General features: G+C 33.7%; 15 protein-coding genes and 1 tRNA gene. 13 read left to right on the forward strand and 3 right to left on the reverse strand.

All coding sequences use genetic code 11. The features are described 5' to 3' along the window. From MODO_RS16770 to MODO_RS16785, 4 genes are all read left to right on the forward strand, one after another. Positions 1–1158: T9SS type B sorting domain-containing protein (locus tag MODO_RS16770; RefSeq protein ID WP_059051381.1), on the forward strand; the 1158-nt coding region annotated here is incomplete at its 5' end. An 8-nt stretch (positions 1159–1166) separates the two neighbouring features. Further along, positions 1167–2099, forward strand: a complete 933-nt coding sequence (locus MODO_RS16775; protein WP_006258685.1) for a PorP/SprF family type IX secretion system membrane protein — start codon at positions 1167–1169, stop codon at positions 2097–2099. Positions 2100–2124: 25 nt separating this feature from the next. Further along, complete coding sequence (locus MODO_RS16780) at positions 2125–4095, forward strand: OmpA family protein (protein ID WP_039330374.1); 1971 nt, start codon at positions 2125–2127, stop codon at positions 4093–4095. Between the two features lie 997 nt (positions 4096–5092). Then, a complete protein-coding gene (locus MODO_RS16785) occupies positions 5093–6157 on the forward strand; it encodes a T9SS type B sorting domain-containing protein (RefSeq protein WP_006258683.1) in 1065 nt (354 codons plus the stop codon). A gap of 116 nt (positions 6158–6273) precedes the next feature. Here the strand turns inward: MODO_RS16785 and MODO_RS16790 are convergent, their stop codons facing one another. Further along, positions 6274–7269 carry an IS110 family RNA-guided transposase gene (locus MODO_RS16790; protein ID WP_006258682.1) on the reverse strand — a complete coding sequence of 332 codons (996 nt, stop codon included), beginning with the start codon at positions 7267–7269 and terminating at the stop codon, positions 6274–6276. 144 nt (positions 7270–7413) lie between these two features. Between MODO_RS16790 and MODO_RS16795 the strand changes: the two genes are divergently transcribed. Together MODO_RS16795 and fabV are read left to right on the forward strand one after the other, a co-directional pair. Continuing rightward, a complete protein-coding gene (locus MODO_RS16795) occupies positions 7414–8058 on the forward strand; it encodes an OmpA family protein (RefSeq protein WP_006258681.1) in 645 nt (214 codons plus the stop codon). Between the two features lie 174 nt (positions 8059–8232). Next, positions 8233–9426 (forward strand): enoyl-ACP reductase FabV, encoded by a 1194-nt coding sequence (gene fabV, locus MODO_RS16800; protein ID WP_006258680.1) that lies wholly within the window; start codon positions 8233–8235, stop codon positions 9424–9426. 63 nt (positions 9427–9489) lie between these two features. On the opposite strand, the gene MODO_RS16805 is transcribed toward fabV, so the two are convergent. Beyond that, positions 9490–11946: a hybrid sensor histidine kinase/response regulator gene (locus tag MODO_RS16805; RefSeq protein ID WP_006258679.1), complete on the reverse strand. Its 2457-nt coding sequence runs from the start codon at positions 11944–11946 to the stop codon at positions 9490–9492. A gap of 367 nt (positions 11947–12313) precedes the next feature. Here MODO_RS16805 and MODO_RS16810 point away from each other — a divergent pair, with 367 nt between their 5' ends. Further along, entirely contained in the window at positions 12314–13129 is an 816-nt protein-coding gene (locus MODO_RS16810; protein ID WP_006258678.1) for an energy transducer TonB, read from the forward strand. A 60-nt stretch (positions 13130–13189) separates the two neighbouring features. Here the strand turns inward: MODO_RS16810 and MODO_RS16815 are convergent, their stop codons facing one another. Next, positions 13190–14329 (reverse strand): acyl-CoA dehydrogenase, encoded by a 1140-nt coding sequence (locus tag MODO_RS16815; RefSeq protein WP_006258677.1) that lies wholly within the window; start codon positions 14327–14329, stop codon positions 13190–13192. Positions 14330–14563: 234 nt separating this feature from the next. Between MODO_RS16815 and MODO_RS16820 the strand changes: the two genes are divergently transcribed. From MODO_RS16820 to MODO_RS16845, 6 genes are all read left to right on the forward strand, one after another. Beyond that, a complete protein-coding gene (locus MODO_RS16820) occupies positions 14564–15652 on the forward strand; it encodes an anhydro-N-acetylmuramic acid kinase (RefSeq protein WP_006258676.1) in 1089 nt (362 codons plus the stop codon). Positions 15653–15998: 346 nt separating this feature from the next. After that, positions 15999–16718 carry a MotA/TolQ/ExbB proton channel family protein gene (locus tag MODO_RS16825; RefSeq protein WP_006258675.1) on the forward strand — a complete coding sequence of 240 codons (720 nt, stop codon included), beginning with the start codon at positions 15999–16001 and terminating at the stop codon, positions 16716–16718. Then, on the forward strand, positions 16718–17113 hold the full coding sequence (locus MODO_RS16830; RefSeq protein WP_006258674.1) for an ExbD/TolR family protein: 396 nt from the start codon (positions 16718–16720) through the stop codon (positions 17111–17113). Before MODO_RS16825 ends, MODO_RS16830 begins: the two co-directional genes overlap by 1 nt. 2 nt (positions 17114–17115) lie before the next feature. Next, positions 17116–17931, forward strand: coding sequence for an energy transducer TonB (locus MODO_RS16835; RefSeq protein ID WP_006258673.1), 816 nt, complete (start codon positions 17116–17118; stop codon positions 17929–17931). Positions 17932–17947: 16 nt separating this feature from the next. Further along, positions 17948–19165, forward strand: a complete 1218-nt coding sequence (locus MODO_RS16840) for a bifunctional folylpolyglutamate synthase/dihydrofolate synthase (RefSeq protein ID WP_006258672.1) — start codon at positions 17948–17950, stop codon at positions 19163–19165. A 92-nt stretch (positions 19166–19257) separates the two neighbouring features. Further along, positions 19258–19335: transfer RNA gene (locus MODO_RS16845), tRNA-Val, on the forward strand. Positions 19336–19351: the final 16 nt, after the last annotated feature.

Below are 19351 nucleotides of genomic sequence, written 5' to 3' on the forward strand. Positions count from 1 at the left end.
ATGTCTACTATCTATGATTTTGACAATACAAAAGAAGGGTATGTAAAGAATGATGGAACGGTTTATTACTACAGCAACTTTAACAATGACAATATTTATGATCACAGCACTAACGCCAAAGGTTCTAAAGCTGTGTTCACTCCTTTTGAAGAAGCAAAAGGAGCTCAGCATATCACTGGAAGCCAACCTTCTAATTTCTTTGATGTAGTACTAGACAACTCTACTAAAGATATGGCCTTTGACCTAAAGAACGAGGCTAACGTAAGAGGTAGTGTAGACTTTAAAGATGGTATTATTAAGGTAGACTCACTAGCAGGGATGCTAACCTTCCACCAAGGAGCGAAAGCACTTAAGCCTACAGACAGAAGCCACGCAGAAGGATATGTAGAGAAGATAGGTAATGAGGAGTTCCAATATCCTAAAGGAGATAAAGGACTATACCGTTATGCTAGAATCACTGCTCCAGATCATGTAAAGGATGCGTATGAAGGAAAGTATAACTTAGATGATAAGAACTTCTTTAGAGCGCGTAGTGCTAAGTCAGGAGTGATTAACTTACTAGATGAGCGCGAGTACTGGACAGTAGATAAAGGAAGTGATAATAGTAAAGGAGACATCATGCTGACACTGAGTTGGGATGAGCGTACGACACCTAAAGAGTTATTAGTGAACCCAGAGAAAGAATTACACATCGTACGCTGGGATGCTAAGCAACAGCTTTGGGTAGACGAAGGAGGAGTAGTGGATGTGGAGAAAAAAGAGATCACAACACCTACTAGTGTGAAGGGGTACGGATTCTTTACATTAGCTACTGTGAATACAGACTTAATCTTAGACGGAGATATCGTTATTTACAACCTTGTTTCTCCTGATGGAGATGGTAAGAATGATTACTTCATCATAGATAATATCAACAGATTCCCTAATAATACAGTAGAGATTTATAACCGTTGGGGAGTTAAGGTATTTGATACGAAGAGTTATGACAGTGCAGGTAATGTGTTTAGAGGATACTCTGATGGACGTGTTACTGTAAATAAAGGTGAGAAATTACCTACAGGTACTTATTTCTACATCGTGAGTTATGAGTATAAAGACGCTAGCGGTTCGCGTATGATTAAGAAATCGGGTTACCTACATTTAGAAAGCAATAAGTAAGAGAATATATGAATATTCAACAAAACATAAAGAAAATCGGAATCAGCCTATTCGCCTTAGGCTGCTTTTCTCAAATGCAAGCTCAACAAGATCCACAGTATACACAGTATATGTATAATGCTAATATGATCAACCCTGCTTATGCAGGTAGTAGAGGAACACTGAACGTGTTTGGGATGTACAGAACACAGTGGGTAGGACTAGATGGAGCACCTAAGACAGCGAATGTATCTGTGTCTACACCTCTTGGAGAAAGTGGATTAGGACTAGGAGTGAACTTTACCAATGATCGACTAGGAGCGATGGATGAGAATAATATCTCTGTAGATTTAGCTTATGCTATTGACTTAAATGCTGATTATAAATTAGCATTCGGGTTAAAAGCGACTGCTAACCTATTAAGTGTTGATTATACCAAGCTTAATATCCACAATCCTACTGATCCTGTAAGCCAAGAGAATCTAAACAACAAGTTTAATCCAAATATTGGAGCAGGGGTTTATCTATACTCTGACAAAGCTTATGTAGGGTTATCAGTTCCGAACTTCTTGACTACAGATCGCTACGATGATAATGATATCACGACGATGCGTCAGAAGATGCACTTCTATTTAATGGGAGGATATGTATTCGATGTGAGTGAGAACTTATTATTTAAGCCAGCCGCTTTAGTTAAGGCAGTAAGTGGTGCACCATTACAAGTAGATTTGACAGCTAACTTTTTGATGTATGACAAGTTTACTTTAGGAGCGGCTTATCGTTGGGATGCTTCAGTGAGCGCCTTGGCAGGATTCCAGGTAAATGATAATTTATTTGTAGGATATTCTTATGACTTTGAGACTACTGCGCTTCAACGTTATAACTCAGGTTCACACGAGATCTTCTTAAGATTCGAATTATTTAACCGTCGTAGTACAATTAATGCTCCTCGTTTCTTCTAATAAAAGAGGACTTAAGAAAACAAGTATGAAAAAACAGCTATTGAAAATAAGCTTATTGACAATGTTGCTTTTCGTAGGTATTAGTACTTATGGACAGAAAGTAGCAGAGAAGAAAGCGGATAAAGAATATCAAACCCAAGCTTACGTAGATGCTATTAAGATCTATGAACGCATAGCTAGCAAAGGATACACCAATGCTGATATGCTGAAGAAGTTGGCTGATGCATATTACTTTAATGGAAAATTAATAGAAGCAAATCAGTGGTATACTGAATTGTTTGAAGGTCAATACGAAGATAAAGGCAAAGAAGTGTTACCATCAGAATATTATTATCGTTACGCACAGACCCTAAAAGCTGTAGAAAACTATGATAAGTCAAAACTGATGATGGAAGAGTTCTCTAAATTAGAGGCAAACGATTCTAGAGCACAGCTTTTTGAATCTAGTAAAGACCGTTATCTAAAAGAGATAGAGAATAACTCTGATCGATACGAACTAAAGAATATAAGTGTGAACACTGCCTATTCAGATTATGGAGCAGCTTTATTAGGAAATCAATTGATTTATACTTCTGCTCGTAATACAGAACATCAGTCAGGAAAGAGATTACACGAATGGACGAACGAGAGTTTTACAAGTTTATACAGTAGTGTGATTAATGCAGACGGTACTTTTGAAGAGCCAGTGAAGTTCGCACCTGAGTTAGACACTAAAGTAAATGAAGCAACAGCTGTATTTACTTCTGATGGGAAGACGATGTATTTTACACGTAATAATACAAGTGTAAAAGGGAAGAGAAGATTAAATAAAGAGCATTCGACTTTATTAAAAATATATAAAGCGACTTTATCAGAAGAAGGTAAATGGGAGAATGTAGAAGAGTTGCCGTTTAACTCGGATAACCATAATACAGCTCACCCAGCTTTAACACCAGATGACAAATGGTTATATTTCTCTTCAGATAGAGAAGGAACTTTAGGACAATCTGATATCTTTAGAGTAGCATTATACCCTACAGGAGAATATGGTAAAGTAGAGAATATAGGGAATAAAGTAAACACAGCAGGTAGAGAAACTTTCCCATTTATATCTAAAGATCACTTCTTGTTCTTTAGTTCAGATGGGCATCCAGGACTTGGTGGTTTAGATGTCTTTGTGACGAAGATTAATGTAGATGGAAGTGTAGGTCAAGTGACGAATATGGGAACACCTATTAATAGTAGCACAGATGATTTTGCATTCTATATTGATAGTAAGACACGCAAAGGATTCGTTAGTTCTAATAGAGTGAATGGTGTAGGAGGAGATGATATTTACTTCTTTATGCAGAAAGTATGTCACCAGAGCCTAGAAGGTATTGTGTTTGATAAAGATACTCAAGAGGTATTAGCCAATGCTAAAGTAACTGTGTATGATAACTCATATAAAGTGATCGGAGAACTAATCACTGATGATAAGGGATATTATAGAATAGATGAACTAGAGTGTAGAGGGAAGTATCGCTTAAAAGCAGCAGCTGAGAAGTATAATACAGAAGAAGTAATCGTACAATTAGATGCTGTAGCTGGAGGAGTTAAAAAACAAGATATTCCTTTAGAGAAAACAGAGAAACCTATTACTAAAGATGATGATCTATTTAAGAAATTAAAACTGAATCCAATCTATTTTGATTTTGATAAATCAAATATTCGTAGAGATGCATCTATTGAATTAATGAAAGTGGTAGAAGTATTAAAAGAATACCCTACTATGAAGATAGATGTTCGTTCTCATACAGATAGTAGAGGAAACGATGATTATAACTTAAGATTGTCTGATCGCAGAGCGAAGTCTACAGTACAGTGGATTATCAGCCAAGGTATCGAGGCAAGCCGAGTGACAGGACAAGGATATGGTGAGACACAATTACAGAATAAGTGTAGTAATGGAGTGCCATGTACAGTAGAAGAACATCAGTTAAATAGACGTAGTGAATTTATTGTTACAGAATTGTAATATAATGACTTAAGTCTACGTTTATACTATATTATAAGTGTTCTTAAAAACAACAAAACAATTTTTTTTTCGACCGATCCTGCTGTAGGATTTAAAACTAACAGCATTAGCCACTAAAAGCTCCCGTAAGGGAGCTTTTTTTATTTGTAGTATTTGGTATTGATTGCTATTATAGTTTTCATTTTAGATATTGTTATTTGTAGTATTAAAGATTAATTAGGATGTATTAGAACATAAGTAGTATGGTTGCTTTCTATTATGAGATTTTGATAATGTAATTGATCATATTACATTTAATAGGATATTTATAGGTTGTTTATGGGGTAGTGGTCGCATGCTTTTGTACCTTTTTTATGCGAGCAGTATCCCATAACTATGCGACCACTATGTGATCAGTCTAATTAGGGTTGTCTCGTCCTACTATAGCTGTACAGTTTTTTTAGGACGGATTACCCCTTCATTTTTTAACCTGATGTCTTATTAGGGAGTTTATTATTGGTAGCTTATTTGGTGTGAAAGACATAAAAAGATAAAGTATTCCATTAGTTAGAAACTTATGTGCTGTTTCCTTAGGGGGGCATCTATATTTTGTTAGTCTTAGGTTTATGGATTTATACTGAGTAATGTTTTTTAGATTTTTAAGTGATTGATTGTTTGAATATTAATATACTAAACTGTATATAATGCCTTTTTTAGCTTTTTTATTTGGTTCAAGAGTTTAAAAAACAATGTTTTTCAAATATTTAAAATGTATTAAACGAGGGTTTTATGTAATTATAGAGGGTTTTCAGACTTAAGATGAGTATTGTTTTGATTTAAAATCATTAGAAGTAGAATTTTTTTGTTAATAATTGTTTAATAGATAGTGTGTTAAAAAATGTTTTTTAATTGATTATTAAATGTTAATTTTATTTTTAATTTTGTTATTTGTTATAATGTTTGCTTTTGGTATGTGTATATCTGTGAATTTTATATAAATAAGTGTAAAAAAAATGATATGAAAAAAGGGAATACATTGAAATTAATACCTGTGCTTATAACTTCTTGTGTGCTACATGCACAAGAGAAAGTAGAGCTTTATAATACAGGAGAAATGTTTGTATCTGCTAATGAAGTCTTGTTTGTAAGTGGAGAGTTTGTTAATAGTGCTCAAGGAAATTTTGTAAATTCTGGAGATATCTATTTTTTAGATGATTTTAGTAATACAGGTGCTTTTGTTTTTTCACGTTCAGTTAAGGCTAGTCAGGTATTCTTTGAACAATTGAGTGAAGCTAAAGCAAAACAAAAAATATCAGGAGGAGCAAATTCCACTTTGTTTGAAGATGTAATCTTTAATAGTAATGGAATTGATTTAGAGAATGAAATAAGTATTGCTGGTAAAGCTTATTTTGAGCGCGGTCATGTAGTTGTAAATACTCCATTATCAGGAAGTATTACCTTTTTAGAAAGCTCAAGTGTAGAGGGTGTAGGAGATGAAAGTCACGTAGTTGGTATGGCCGATCTAGATGCAAAAAAAGAAATGGAAATGCCAGTAGGAGATGGGACATATTATCGCCCAATTACCCTAGGAGAGAGTAGCGGATTACAAAATTTATTTCAAACCCAGTATAAACGTGTAAATCCTTTGGTGGGTCGAGCACATAATGTTAAAAATGCGATTATAGATATAAATAATGAGGAGTATTGGGAAGTAAAGAATGAAGCGAGTAATGGAGCTATTATATTAACTTTAAGTTGGAATGAGCAAACGACCCCTTCTTTTTTATTGACTAATCCAGAGAAGAGTTTACACATTGTTCGTTGGGATGATAAGGGCTTAAAATGGGAAGACTTAGGAGGTATAGTAGATGTATCAACAAAGACTGTAAAGACGCCTATTGTAGTAGAAGCTCAAGGTATTTTTACATTGGCATTAGTGGATTCAGATTATAATTCAGAATTAAAGATTTATAATGCAGTTTCGCCAGATGGGGATGGAAAGAACGATTATTTTATCATAGAGAATATAGATAAGTATCCAAATAATTCTGTTCAGATTGATTACTATGATAAAAGCAAATAATAATTCATAATATTTATTTCGTTTTTCTGATAATAATTCAATTATCTAAGACATAGACATGCCTGGAATAATGTATATTATCCTCTATGTTTATATCCGTTATGTATAGCTTTTGATTAAGCTACTTGTTTCATTACATACATTTTTCGGTTTTCAACGCACGCACATATACGTTGTACTAATTTGTTTCTTACATTGTTTAACACAAGCATTTTGTGCTTTCCGTCTCCCACTTTTCTCTCATAATAACTCTTGATCTCTGGATCATGCCTAATACTTGATAATGCACACATATGTAAAAGCTTTTTAAGCTTCTTATTTGACATGAAGTGTACTTTAGGCTTTCCTTTTACGCATTTGCCTGATGTATACTCAAAAGGAACTACTCCACAGTATGATGCTAACTGTCTAGCATCATCAAATGAGGTAAATCTATTAGTATAACAGATCAAGAACATTGCTGTAATAGGCCCAATACCAACTACAGATGTAACACAGTCATAAATCTCTTTAATTTCTTGATGCTCTTTTAACAGAATATCTAATTGATTATCTATTGACTTAATCATCTCTTCTAAGGCTTTTAATGAAGCTTTTTCATTAGTACATAGTATTTTATACAAATCAACATTAAAGTCCTTTAATTCATTTGTTCTTGTACTCATTGCCGTTTTATGAGCTATACTCATTTCACGTTGACCTAATAATGCTTGCATCTTATCTATTACTTGATCAGATGCTTTAAACAAAGTTGCCTCTTCTTGATTCTTTTTAGCATATAACGCTATTCTTGCTGAATCTACCTTATCATTTTTCCCCCTTTGTATTCCACTACTTCTAATAATCTTGTAAGCCATCTCTACCCAGATATTACAGTTTTTAACTTGTAATTCTCTAACTAAAATATTCTTATAAATTCCTGTATGTTCCATACAGACTAATGTATTATCAATAGAACAACCTTCACTCTTCATCCATTTCATAAATTCTAAAACACCTTTCTTTGTATTAGCAAATTGGTTGTGCTTATACTTGTTTACTTCTACATAAATTGATGCATCAAAATACTCTTTTGAAATGTCGATTCCGATAAATTGTGTAAATTTGTCCATATGATAATTATTTAAGGCAACCTATTACTAAATATCATCTAAACCTTAATACTAGACCCGAACGTCTTAATTACTAGTCTGATACCTTTTAGTAGAATCAACAAAGTCCTACTCAGTTCTTAAGTCATTAACTTTGTCAACCGTTTGGTTCACTCTGTTGATTTGGTTGCTTTATTATACTTCTATAAAATTATCATTTTCTTATTCAACAAATCTAAAGGAGATTACTATGTAGCCGTTAAAGCTAAAGGATATAAATCTGAAGAAGTATCTGTAGAAGATGTTAATAAGGATGATTCTATAGAGGTTGACTTTGAATTAGAAAGAAGTAAGGCATTTTCATCTCTTAATTATCCAACTGATGATGATAACGACTATATGGAACCTAAAAGAAAGAATGAAGGTAATCCAAGAATTGGAGATGATTTAGGTAAGCTTACAGATTTAGCACCGATATACTTTAATAATGATAGTTCTGTTATTAGAAGTGATGCACAATTAGAATTGTCTAAAGTAGCATCTATTATGATGACTAATCCTTCATTAAAATTAGAAGTTCGTTCGTACACTTCTAGTGTTGGTCCTGATGAGTATAACTTAAGATTATCAGAGCGTCGTGCAGATCAAACAGTAGATTGGTTAGTACGTCAAGGAGTGAATAGATTGAGATTAAGAGGTGTAGGATATGGAGAAAGAGGAATTATCAATCGTTGTAAAAACAATGTTCCTTGTAGTGAGAGAGAACATCAAGAGAATAGAAGAAGTGAATTTATAATCACAGATTTATAAGAAGTAAAAAAGGTTGGACATGTCCAACCTTTTTTTTATCTCATAATTAAAGTTTCTTGTTGAAGATGAGGAATTTGTAGATATGTTATTTTATAATAATAAATATGTATTGTTGTGATAAAATGCGTAATTTGCAACTTGGTTTAAATTCAACTAAGTAGAAAAAGATTTATAATGATTATACAACCTAGAACTAGAGGATTTATTTGCTTAACTTCTCATCCAGAAGGATGTGCAGAGAATGTAAAAACGCAAATCGAATATGTTAAGTCTAAAGGACAAATAGTAAACGGACCTAAAAAGGTATTAGTAATTGGAGCTTCTACAGGATTTGGATTAGCTTCACGTATTTCTGCTGCTTTTGGTTCTAATGCAGCTACAATTGGTGTGTTCTTTGAAAAACCAGGTACAGAAGGTAGACCAGGTACAGCAGGATGGTATAATTCTGCAGCTTTTGAAGAGCAAGCTAAACAGGCTGGTATTTATGCAAAGAGTATTAATGGAGATGCTTTTTCTGACGAAATTAAGAAAGAAACTATAGAGCTAATTAAAAAAGACTTAGGTCAAGTAGATTTAGTTGTTTACAGTTTAGCTTCGCCACGTAGAACTCATCCAAAGACTGGTGTAGCTTATGCTTCAGTATTAAAACCTATCGGAGAACCTTTCACTAATAAAACAGTAGACTTCCATACAGGAGTTGTATCTAATATTAGTATTGATCCTGTTAAGGAACAAAGCGATATTGATAACACTATTGCTGTAATGGGGGGAGAGGATTGGAAATTCTGGATTGAAGACTTAAAAGCAGCGGGTGTTTTAGCAAATGGAGCTAAAACAGTTGCTTATTCTTATATAGGACCTGAATTAACTTACCCTATCTATAGAAATGGTACTATAGGTATGGCTAAAAATGATTTAGAGGCTACGGTACCAGTAATTAATGATTTACTTAAAGATCTTAATGGTGTATCTTATGTTTCTGTAAATAAGGCTTTAGTTACTCAATCAAGTTCTGCTATCCCTGTTGTTCCTTTATATATTTCATTATTATATAAAGTAATGAAAGAGAAAAATATTCATGAAGGATGTATTGAGCAAATGCAACGTTTATTTGCTGATCGTTTATATGGAGGTAGTTTAGCTTTAGATACAGAAGGACGTATTCGTGTTGATGATTGGGAGATGAGAGAAGATGTACAATCTGCAGTAGCTAAGTTATGGGAAGAGGTAACTTCAGAGAATATCGAAGCTATTTCTGATTTAGCTGGATATAGAAAAGACTTCTTCAACTTGTTTGGATTTGAGTTTGATTCAATTGATTATACATTAGAATCAGATGAGCTAACAACAGTTGCTAGTTTGAAATAATAGACAAGATTATTGTTATATATAAAGCCCCTTAATATTCGTATTAAGGGGCTTTTTGATTAGTTATTCTTCTAAGTGATTCTGTTTTATCTGAGTAAGTATTAAGTTTATTTTATCTTCCAATACCTCAATATAGTTTCTTAGTTCAAGTTGAGTTTCGAAAGTTATTGTTTTATCTTCTAGTACTTCTAGAAGAGGTATAATGGATGTAATTTCAAGTTGTCTGAACATAGGTAGCATTTTATGAGCTATATTTCCAATTTGTTCTAAGTCAAAATCTTCTTCAGCATAATGCATGTCTAATAGGTTCTCTTCTGTACTTTCTATAAAGATTACTAGAAGGTTCCTTAAAGCATTAAGATCATCTCCAATAAATTGTTTTAGTGTATTCGTGTTATAAGTAGCACTTATTGTTGTTTGATTATTAGCGTCTTCAATGTTCTTTTCTTTAGTTCTAGAACTGTTTAATTGATAGTCAAGATTAAGAATATTAGAAATTAGAATTAGTAACTCTGTAAGCTGTAATGGTTTTGGGTGCGCAGAAGCAAACCCTGCTTGAGTGAATTCTTCCATTGTAATATCTCTTTTACCAGAAAGTGCTATAACAGGAATGGTCTTAAAATCAGTATTTTTCTTTAAATGACTTATAAGCTCAAATCCGTCCATCTTAGGCATCTGAATATCACTAAGTATCAAATTGTATTGATCTTCTTTTAAAATAGCTTCTATGGATGTAGGATCGAAAGTTACAGTGACTTTATTAAATAAAGGAGAAAGAATCTCTTCCATCAATTGTAACTGTACTTTATCATCATCTATAACAACTATATTTATCCTATTAAGAGATTGGAATACAGATTGTAAGTCATTGGTGTGTACAATTATATTGGTGTCTTCTTCAGCTTCTATAATAGGTATTGTAAAGGTGAAGGTAGATCCTTCATTCAATATACTCTCTACATGAATAGTTCCTCCTAATAATTCAATCATTCTTTTAGAAATATTAAGTCCTAATCCAGTACCTCCAAATTTCTTTTCTATTCCATCATGAGCTTGTTGAAACTCGTTAAAGATATTCTTAGTTTGGTTAGCTGCTATTCCTATTCCAGAATCAGAAACTTTAAAGACTATATATTCTTTTTCTTTCGTAACACTAACATTCACTCCTCCTTCTTGTGTAAACTTGATTGCGTTAGTGACTAAGTTTGTTAGTATTTGCTTTATACGATGCGGATCTGAGACAAAGTTGCTATTTAAGCTATCTTCAATTGACCAATTTAATTTTATGTTTTTGTTCTCAGCATTAGGCACTAGTATATTACATGTGTTATCTACTAGTTCTTTAGGGTTGAATGCTTTCTGTTGTATACTTATTTTGTTGTTCTCTAATCTAGAGAAATCTGTTAAGTCGTTGACTAAATTTGTGATATACTTAGAAGAAGACTTAATGTTGTTAACGTACTTCTGTTGTTTGTTATCAAGGTTTGTTTGATCTAATAAATCAGTAAAACCAATAAGTCCCCCTAGAGGAGTCTGTAAATCATGAGTTACTGTAGCGAGCAGCATAGACTTACTGCGCAGTAGCACTTCATTCTCTTTATTTAGTTTTTCTAATGCATTTCTGTATTCCTGTGTTTGATTGATATCCCTAATGATAATCCACCCTAGTATTAAAACTACGATTAGTGCAGTCCCTCCGATATACGCGATATTGGTAGAAGCAGCGCTAATTCTAGATTTTGACTCATTGATCTTTTGATAAGATAGTGTAAGTATATTTTGTTCTACATTCTGTAGGATACCTCTTAGCTGATCAGTGATAATCTTGTTTTCTTTCAGTAAACGTTGTTCTTGGTTGAGCAAGTTGTTTTGTTTGTCATTGATTTTCTCTTGTGTAGCGATAAGGATACGCTCCATTGCATTGATAATAGAGTCAGATATACTAGGATAGTTAATAGTTGTTTTAATAGTATCAGTATGATCTCCTTTGAATAACCTTGCCCAACCACTTCTTTTCTCCTTTTCTTTACTTTGGATTACGATAGGTTGTATGTTTTTCTCTATTTCTTCACGGATATTGTAGATTTCAGAGAAAGCCTCAGTGTATTTGTTTTCAGCAGAAAGATCTTTTCTAGCTTTGATAATGTTTTCAAAACTGACTTTTTTACGAGAAAGTAGGTCTTTAACAGAGTCAAGCTTCACTACTGTAATAGGATCTTGTACATGTGTTTGTACCAAGTTAATTTGCTTAACGATGGTGTCGAGCTCTTTATAATAGAGCTTGATATCTTTACTATTACCACTCAGAATAGCTGTTCTACTATAAGCTTCACTACTGTATAGGTTATTGATAGCACTAGTAACTAAGAAGATTTTATTATTTTCTTCAATTACATGCTCCTCAGGAATAGTAAATTTTTTAGCCTCTTTATAAATATACGCTCCAGAGAATAATGCAGCTGCAAATAGCGTAAAGTATAGAAAGAGAATCTTCGCTTTTATAGATTTAGGTGGCTTCATGTATAGATAAAGTTTGGTGTAAAATTACAAAAGAGAGTTCAATGATTGTGTTAAAAGCAATAGTCTTTGCTAAAGTTTATTTTTAACTGTTTTTGTTTAAGTATATCTTTTTTGGTATTAATGTTGTTTTTTGTTTTGTATTTAACTTTTTGTTTGTATTTTTGGTTTAGGTGATTAGCGGTGTTTATTGCCCTTTAAGTAGAATCGTACAGATTAAATTATATGAAAAAGAGAAAAGAAAATTCTCACGAATCAATGTTTAATACGTTTTAAACAAAGACTTACTATTTACAGTAGGTCTTTTTTTGCTTATAAGGTATTTGTTAATCTTAAAAACGCTATTTTTACATAACGTAAGTAGAAGATTATGAGTACGGTAAAATTATATTATAGCCCTTTTCATCCCAAACAAAGTGATGCTAAAATCATGTTGTTTGCTTTAGGAGTAAGTGTATTCTTATGTCTAGGTGTTATTGGTAGTTCTTATTTGTTTACTTCTGATTCTAATAGAAAAGATGAAACTATTGTATTTTGTCCCTTACTTCCTCTCTCAGATAGTAATAATGACTTAGCTAACACTGTCGAAGCTTATTATCTATTAACAAGTCCTATAATTGACTATGTACCTGTAGAAGAAATTCCTTTAGGAAACTATTTTGAAGGTCCAAGAGTTAGGTTTAACAACCAAATGCCAGCTGATATTACACAAGTAGGAGTAGTAGGAGGGGATATTATAGAATATGATACTAGTATTACTGATATAACTGTTAGTCCTGAGAAAGAAATAATTACAGCTTCTGGTGAAGAAGTTAGTTCTAACAGTGCGGATACTAATATTGAATACATGGAGGAAGAGTATGGTAAACCTTTTTTTTCTTTGATAATAGAAGCAAGTCCATATGAAGGGGAAGAGGCTTTTAGAGCAAATATGATTAATAAACTTAATTTAGATCATTATTTAAATCAAGGTGAGCAGTATCGTTTTAATGTGAACTTTACAGTAGATATAGATGGTACATTCTCTGATATTGTTATTCAGAGTATACAAGGATATCTACCACCTTATTTAAAGAGAAATATTATAGCTGTATTTCAAACAATGCCTCAGTGGCAACCTGCTTCTCAGAATGGCAGGCGTGTCCCGACAACATTTAAATTACCCATCAAGGTCAATGTACAATAAATAAGAAAAGGCTATTAACACAAGTGGTTAATAGCCTTTTTTATAAGGATTGAGTAATGCTTATTTAGCAATAGCTCTAGAAATAACGATCTTTTGAATCTCAGAAGTACCTTCATAGATTTGAGTGATCTTAGCATCACGCATCATTCTTTCTACGTGATATTCTCTTACATATCCATTACCTCCGTGGATTTGTACAGCTTCAATAGTTGTATCCATTGCTGTTTTAGAAGCGAATAACTTAGCCATAGCACCAGATAATGAAATATCTTGACCTGCATCTTTCTCAGCAGCAGCTTTGAAGCAAAGCATTCTAGCAGCAGTGATTTGAGTAGCCATATCAGCTAATTTAAATGCAACTGCTTGGTGGTTGATAATTTCAGTACCAAAAGCTTTGCGCTCTTTAGAGTATTTTAATGCTAATTCGTAAGCACCTTGAGCGATACCTAATGCTTGAGAAGCGATACCGATACGTCCTCCGTTTAATACATTCATTGCAAATGCAAATCCGAATCCGTCTTCTCCGATTCTATTTTCTTTAGGAACCTTTACGTCTGTGAACATTAATGAATGTGTATCAGATCCTCTGATTCCCATTTTTTGTTCTTTAGCTCCGATTTCAAAACCAGCCCATCCTTTTTCAACGATGAAAGCATTGATTCCTTTGTGTTTTTTCTCTACATCAGTTTGAGCGATTACGATATAGTAGTCCGCTGTACTACCATTCGTGATCCAGTTTTTAGTACCGTTTAGTACATAGTGATCTCCCATATCTACAGCAGTAGTTTTTTGAGATGTAGCATCTGAACCTGCTTCTGGCTCTGATAAACAGAATGCACCGATTACTTGTCCTGAAGCTAGAGGTACTAGGTATTTTTGTTTTTGTTCTTCACTAGCATATTTTTCTAAACCAGCACATACTAATGAGTTATTTACTGACATAACTACAGCAGCAGAAGCATCTACTTTTGCAATTTCTTCCATAGCTAATACATAAGATACGCTGTCTAATCCGCTACCTCCGTATTTAGGATCTACCATCATTCCTAAGAATCCTAGTTCACCAAGTTTTTTAACTTGTTCTGTTGGGAATTTAGAATGTTCATCTCTTTCAATTACACCTGGTAATAATTCTGTTTGAGCAAAGTCACGAGCAGCTTGCTGAATCATCAATTGCTCTTCTGTAAATTTAAAATCCATTTATAGTCTCTTAATTTTTTAGTTGTTCTAATTTTTGTAGCTCTCAAATATAATTGATTTAAAACAATTATTCAATTTAGATTCTGTTTAAATTTGATGCATAAAATGATTATAATTTATTTTTGGACGAAACAATGTTTGTTATTTTAAAGAACCTGTATTGATAAGTGAATAATGTAATGAATATTGTACTTAAACTTTTGTAGATTATAGTAAAAAACCAATCTTTATACTATGAATAAATACCAATATAATATCATCGGAGTTATGTCAGGTACTTCATTAGATGGAATAGACCTGGCTTATATCACTTTTAATTGTGAAAGTGGTAAGTGGAGCTTTGAGGTGCACTGTACCGATACTGTCGCTTATAGTGCTCAGTGGAAAGAACAATTAAAGAATGCAATCGATCTAGATAGTAAACAAATAGAAATATTAGATGTACGCTATACCACCTATTTAGCCACTGTGATTAATCAATTCATTAAAGATAAAACGATAGAGGATATAGATGCTGTATGCTCACACGGTCATACTATCTTTCATAAGCCTGAGCTAGGCTATACCTTACAGATAGGGAATATGCCTATACTAGCTGACTTAATACAGCAGAAGGTAATATGTGACTTTAGAGTACAAGATGTTCTTTTAGGAGGACAGGGAGCACCTTTAGTACCTATAGGAGATCGCTTGTTATTTAGTGAATACGAAGCTTGTCTTAATCTTGGAGGATTTGCTAATATCTCTTTTGAAGGGAGGCTTAATTATAGATTAGCCTATGATATTAGCGCAGTGAATACCTTGCTTAACGAACAAGTGGCAAAACTTGGCTTAGAGTATGACGATAAAGGAATGCTTGCTTCAGAAGGAACGATTAATGAAGACCTGCTAAGAGAATTAAATGCACTTGATTTCTATAAGCAGTCTGCGCCTAAATCATTGGGGATAGAGTTCTTAAATGCTTATATAAAACCTATTCTTAATAAATATACCTTATCTGTAGAAGATTATTTAGCTACGCTAGTAGAGCATATTGCTATCCAAATTGCAGCAGGTATCGGTATAAAAGAAGGACAACGTGTATTAGTCACAGGAGGAGGAGCTAAAAATGATTACTTAGTTAGTAGGATTAAGGCATATGCGAAGGGCGTTTTGTTTGAAAGACCTTCTGATGAAGTGATTGATTATAAAGAAGCAATAATATTTGGTTTACTAGGAGTACTAAAATTGAGAGATGAAGTGAATGTCTTAGCTAGTGTTACTGGAGCCAAGTATGATCATAGCTCAGGTAGAATACACGAGGTATATACACAGGTAAATTAGCTTATTCAGAAGAGGAAGATTATGTTTGTATGGAATTGTATACGAGTGTATTAATTAGTAGGTGAACTAGCTGGGATAATGACTAACATGAATGTTATATAAAGAATATAGCGTTTATGTATAATTATACATACAAAACATTTTATCTTTGAACTCATTTTGAACTATAATGGCAAACGATTATAAAGACAAAATCTCACTTTTTTTGATATTTTGAATATTAAATCTCATTTTTTTTCGTTATCATGGAGTAAATGAGAATATAGAATGAGAATAATCTATATCGATTTTGCACAATATAGAACAACAGAAAAAGACTTTTAAAATTTTAAAACTCAAATTATTTATGTTTCATTTCTTACAAGTGGATACAACAGCAGTAGCACAGAAATTAGCTAATGCAGCAGAAGCTGGAGAAGCAGCCGTTAAAAAAGAACTAGCTCTTAGCGAAATTATCTTTAGTGGTGGGCCAATAGGGCAGGCTATTATGATCATTATTTTTATCATGTTATTTATGGCTCTGTACCTATATTTAGAGCGTTTCTTCGCTATTAAAAATGCGTCTAACATAGATGATAACTTTATGGCTCAGATAAAAATGTTCTTATCTCAAGGAAAGATAGATCAAGCTAAACTCTTATGTGCAAATACTGATACACCTGTATCTCACCTAATCGGAAAAGGTATATCTAGAATAGGGAAACCGCTTCAGGATATTAATATTGCGATAGAGAATGCAGGGAAGTTAGAAGTGTATAAGATGGAGAAAAACATTAATCTGTTAGCAACATTATCTGGAGCAGGACCTATGACAGGATTCTTAGGAACTGTAGTAGGGATGGTGATGGCATTCCATGAGATGTCTACAGCTAGCTCTGCTCGTATAGATATGAGTGTATTATCAGAAGGAATTTATACAGCGATGATGACTACAGTATTTGGATTGATTGTAGGAATTATATCTTATGTAGGGTATAATCACCTTGTGAGTAAGATAGATAAGATTGTACATCAGTTAGAGGCAAATGCAGTAGAATTTTTAGACCTATTAAATGATCCAGCATAATGAATATAAGAGGTAGAAATAAAGTATCTGCAGAGTTTAATATGTCGTCTATGACGGACATCGTATTCTTATTGCTTATATTTTTTATGGTAGCCATTACTACGATGACGAGTACTAATGCACTAGATTTAATACTTCCTAATTCTGATGGTAAAGCTGATGTAGTAGAGACTGTAGCTGTGAGTGTAGATGACCAGTCTAGCTATTATATCAATGAACAAAAAGTGATGCCTGAAGAACTAGAAGAGGGACTGAAAAATAAATTAAATACAATAGAGAATCCTAATGTAGTATTGCATGTCGCTAAAGGTGTTCCTGTAGAGGATGCAGTATTTGTGATGGATATTGCTTATCGCAATAATTATAAGATTGTATTAGCAGTGGAACCAAAGTAGGTATGAAGATATTACAAACAGAAAGTGAAAAAAAGGCTTTTGCAATTACTTCAACAGTTTTTGTGCTTCTTTTTTTGTTGTTTTTCTTTTATAAAATTATAACTCCTGTTCAGGAAAAAGAACCTTATTTATTAGGTGGTGAGATTGCTATTAACTTTGGGAATAGTGAAGTAGGGAAAGGAGATGTACAACCAACAGAACCTATCGCTATGGAACCAGAGCCTGAAGTAGCTACTCCTGTTGAGACAACAGCTGAGCCTGTTGTTACCCAAAATAAGGTAGATGTTCCTGTAGTAAAAAAAACGGAGGATAAGCCAAAAGCAAAAGAAGAACCTAAAAAAGAAGTTGTCAAACCTAAACCTGACCCAAAACCTAGTCAAAGTACAACTGATGCGCTAGCTAGCCTTATTAATGGGCCAAAGACAGCTGGAGAAAAGTCTGAAGGACAAGGAAACTCTACTAAAGGAGGAGATCAAGGAAAGCTAGATGGAGATATGTACTCTAACTCTACTTATGGTAGCGGTAAGGGGAATGGTAGTGGTAACGGTACTAGCTGGGGACTGAATGGACGTGCATTAGCCAATAGAGGACAAGTAGTGCCTGAATGTAATGAGGTAGGAACTGTAGTAGTGGAGATAAGAGTAGATAAGAGCGGAAAGGTCGTATCTGCACAACACACTAAAGGGACAACGAACTCTGCTAAATGCCTTACAGATGCAGCTATTGCTACTGCCAAGACATTTAGATGGAAAGCAGATGACAACGCACCGAATATTCAAGTCGGATTTATAGTTATTAATTTTAAAGTAGGACAGTAGTCCTATTTTTTTGAATATGAATTATCAAGAAACCTTAGAATGGATGTTTAATCAATTGCCAATGTATCAACAAAAAGGGGCAATAGCTTATAAAGCAGATTTATCCAATACAATAAAACTAATTAATCATTTAGGCAATCCTCAAGATAGCCTGAAGACGATACATATAGCTGGTACTAATGGAAAGGGGTCTACCTCTTCTATGATTGCTTCTATTCTACAAGAAGCAGGATATAAGGTAGGGTTATACACTTCTCCACACCTAAAGGACTTTAGAGAGCGTATCAAGATTAATGGGATAGAGATATCAGAATCTTTTGTAATCGACTTTATTGGACGTAACAAACCCTTTTTTGAAGAGAACTCTTTGAGCTTTTTTGAGATGACAGTAGGTATGTGCTTTGAATACTTTAAACAGGAGCAAGTAGATGTAGCTGTAATCGAAGTGGGAATGGGAGGTCGTCTAGATGCGACTAATGTTATACATCCATTGATTTCTGTGATTACTAATATAGGTAAGGATCACACAGCATTCTTAGGAGATACACTTGAAGCTATAGCAGGTGAGAAAGCAGGTATTATAAAGAAAGGTGTACCTGTAGTGATAGGAGAGTATAATGAGCATACACAACCTGTATTTATAAGTAAGGCAAAAGAGATGTCTGCAGATATCTATTTTGCTCAAGATACCTATATAGACAGCGCATTAGTCTCAGATCTAAAAGGAGATTATCAGAAATCTAATATCCGTACCGTAAGACAAGCCATAGAATTACTAAGAAAATCATTCCATATAACAGAAAAAGCCGAAGTAGAAGGGCTTCTTCATGTGGTCTCGAACACAAAATTATTGGGTAGATGGCAAGTTTTAGGTCAGAATCCGAAGATAATTACAGACACTGCACATAATTCTCATGGGTTAACTATCGTGATGAATCAGTTAAAACACGAAAATTACCGTGATTTGTATGTTGTTTTTGGTGTAGTGAATGATAAAGATTTAGATTCTATCCTTCCTTTATTGCCAAAAGAAGCAAAATATTTTTTTGCTAAGCCAGATAATTTACGCGGGCTAGAACCTGAGATTTTAGCTGCTAAAGCGAGAGAGTTTGGTTTGATGGGAGAGGTTTGTAGTTCAATACCAAATGCTTACGCAAAAGCGAAGGAGGTAGCAGGTGCTGAGGACTTGATATATATAGGGGGAAGCACATTTGTGGTAGCTGAAATTTTATAAAAAAAATATTCAAAAAAGCTTGCAAAGTAAAATCACAGTCGTATATTTGCACCCGTAATCAACAAACGATTACACGTTCTTAAAAAGGAAATGGGCGATTAGCTCAGTTGGTTCAGAGCACCTCGTTTACACCGAGGGGGTCGGGGGTTCGAATCCCTCATCGCCCACCATTTTCAAAATATTGTT

The sequence above is a fragment of the Myroides odoratimimus genome (genome assembly GCF_001485415.1).
Classification (GTDB): domain Bacteria; phylum Bacteroidota; class Bacteroidia; order Flavobacteriales; family Flavobacteriaceae; genus Flavobacterium; species Flavobacterium odoratimimum.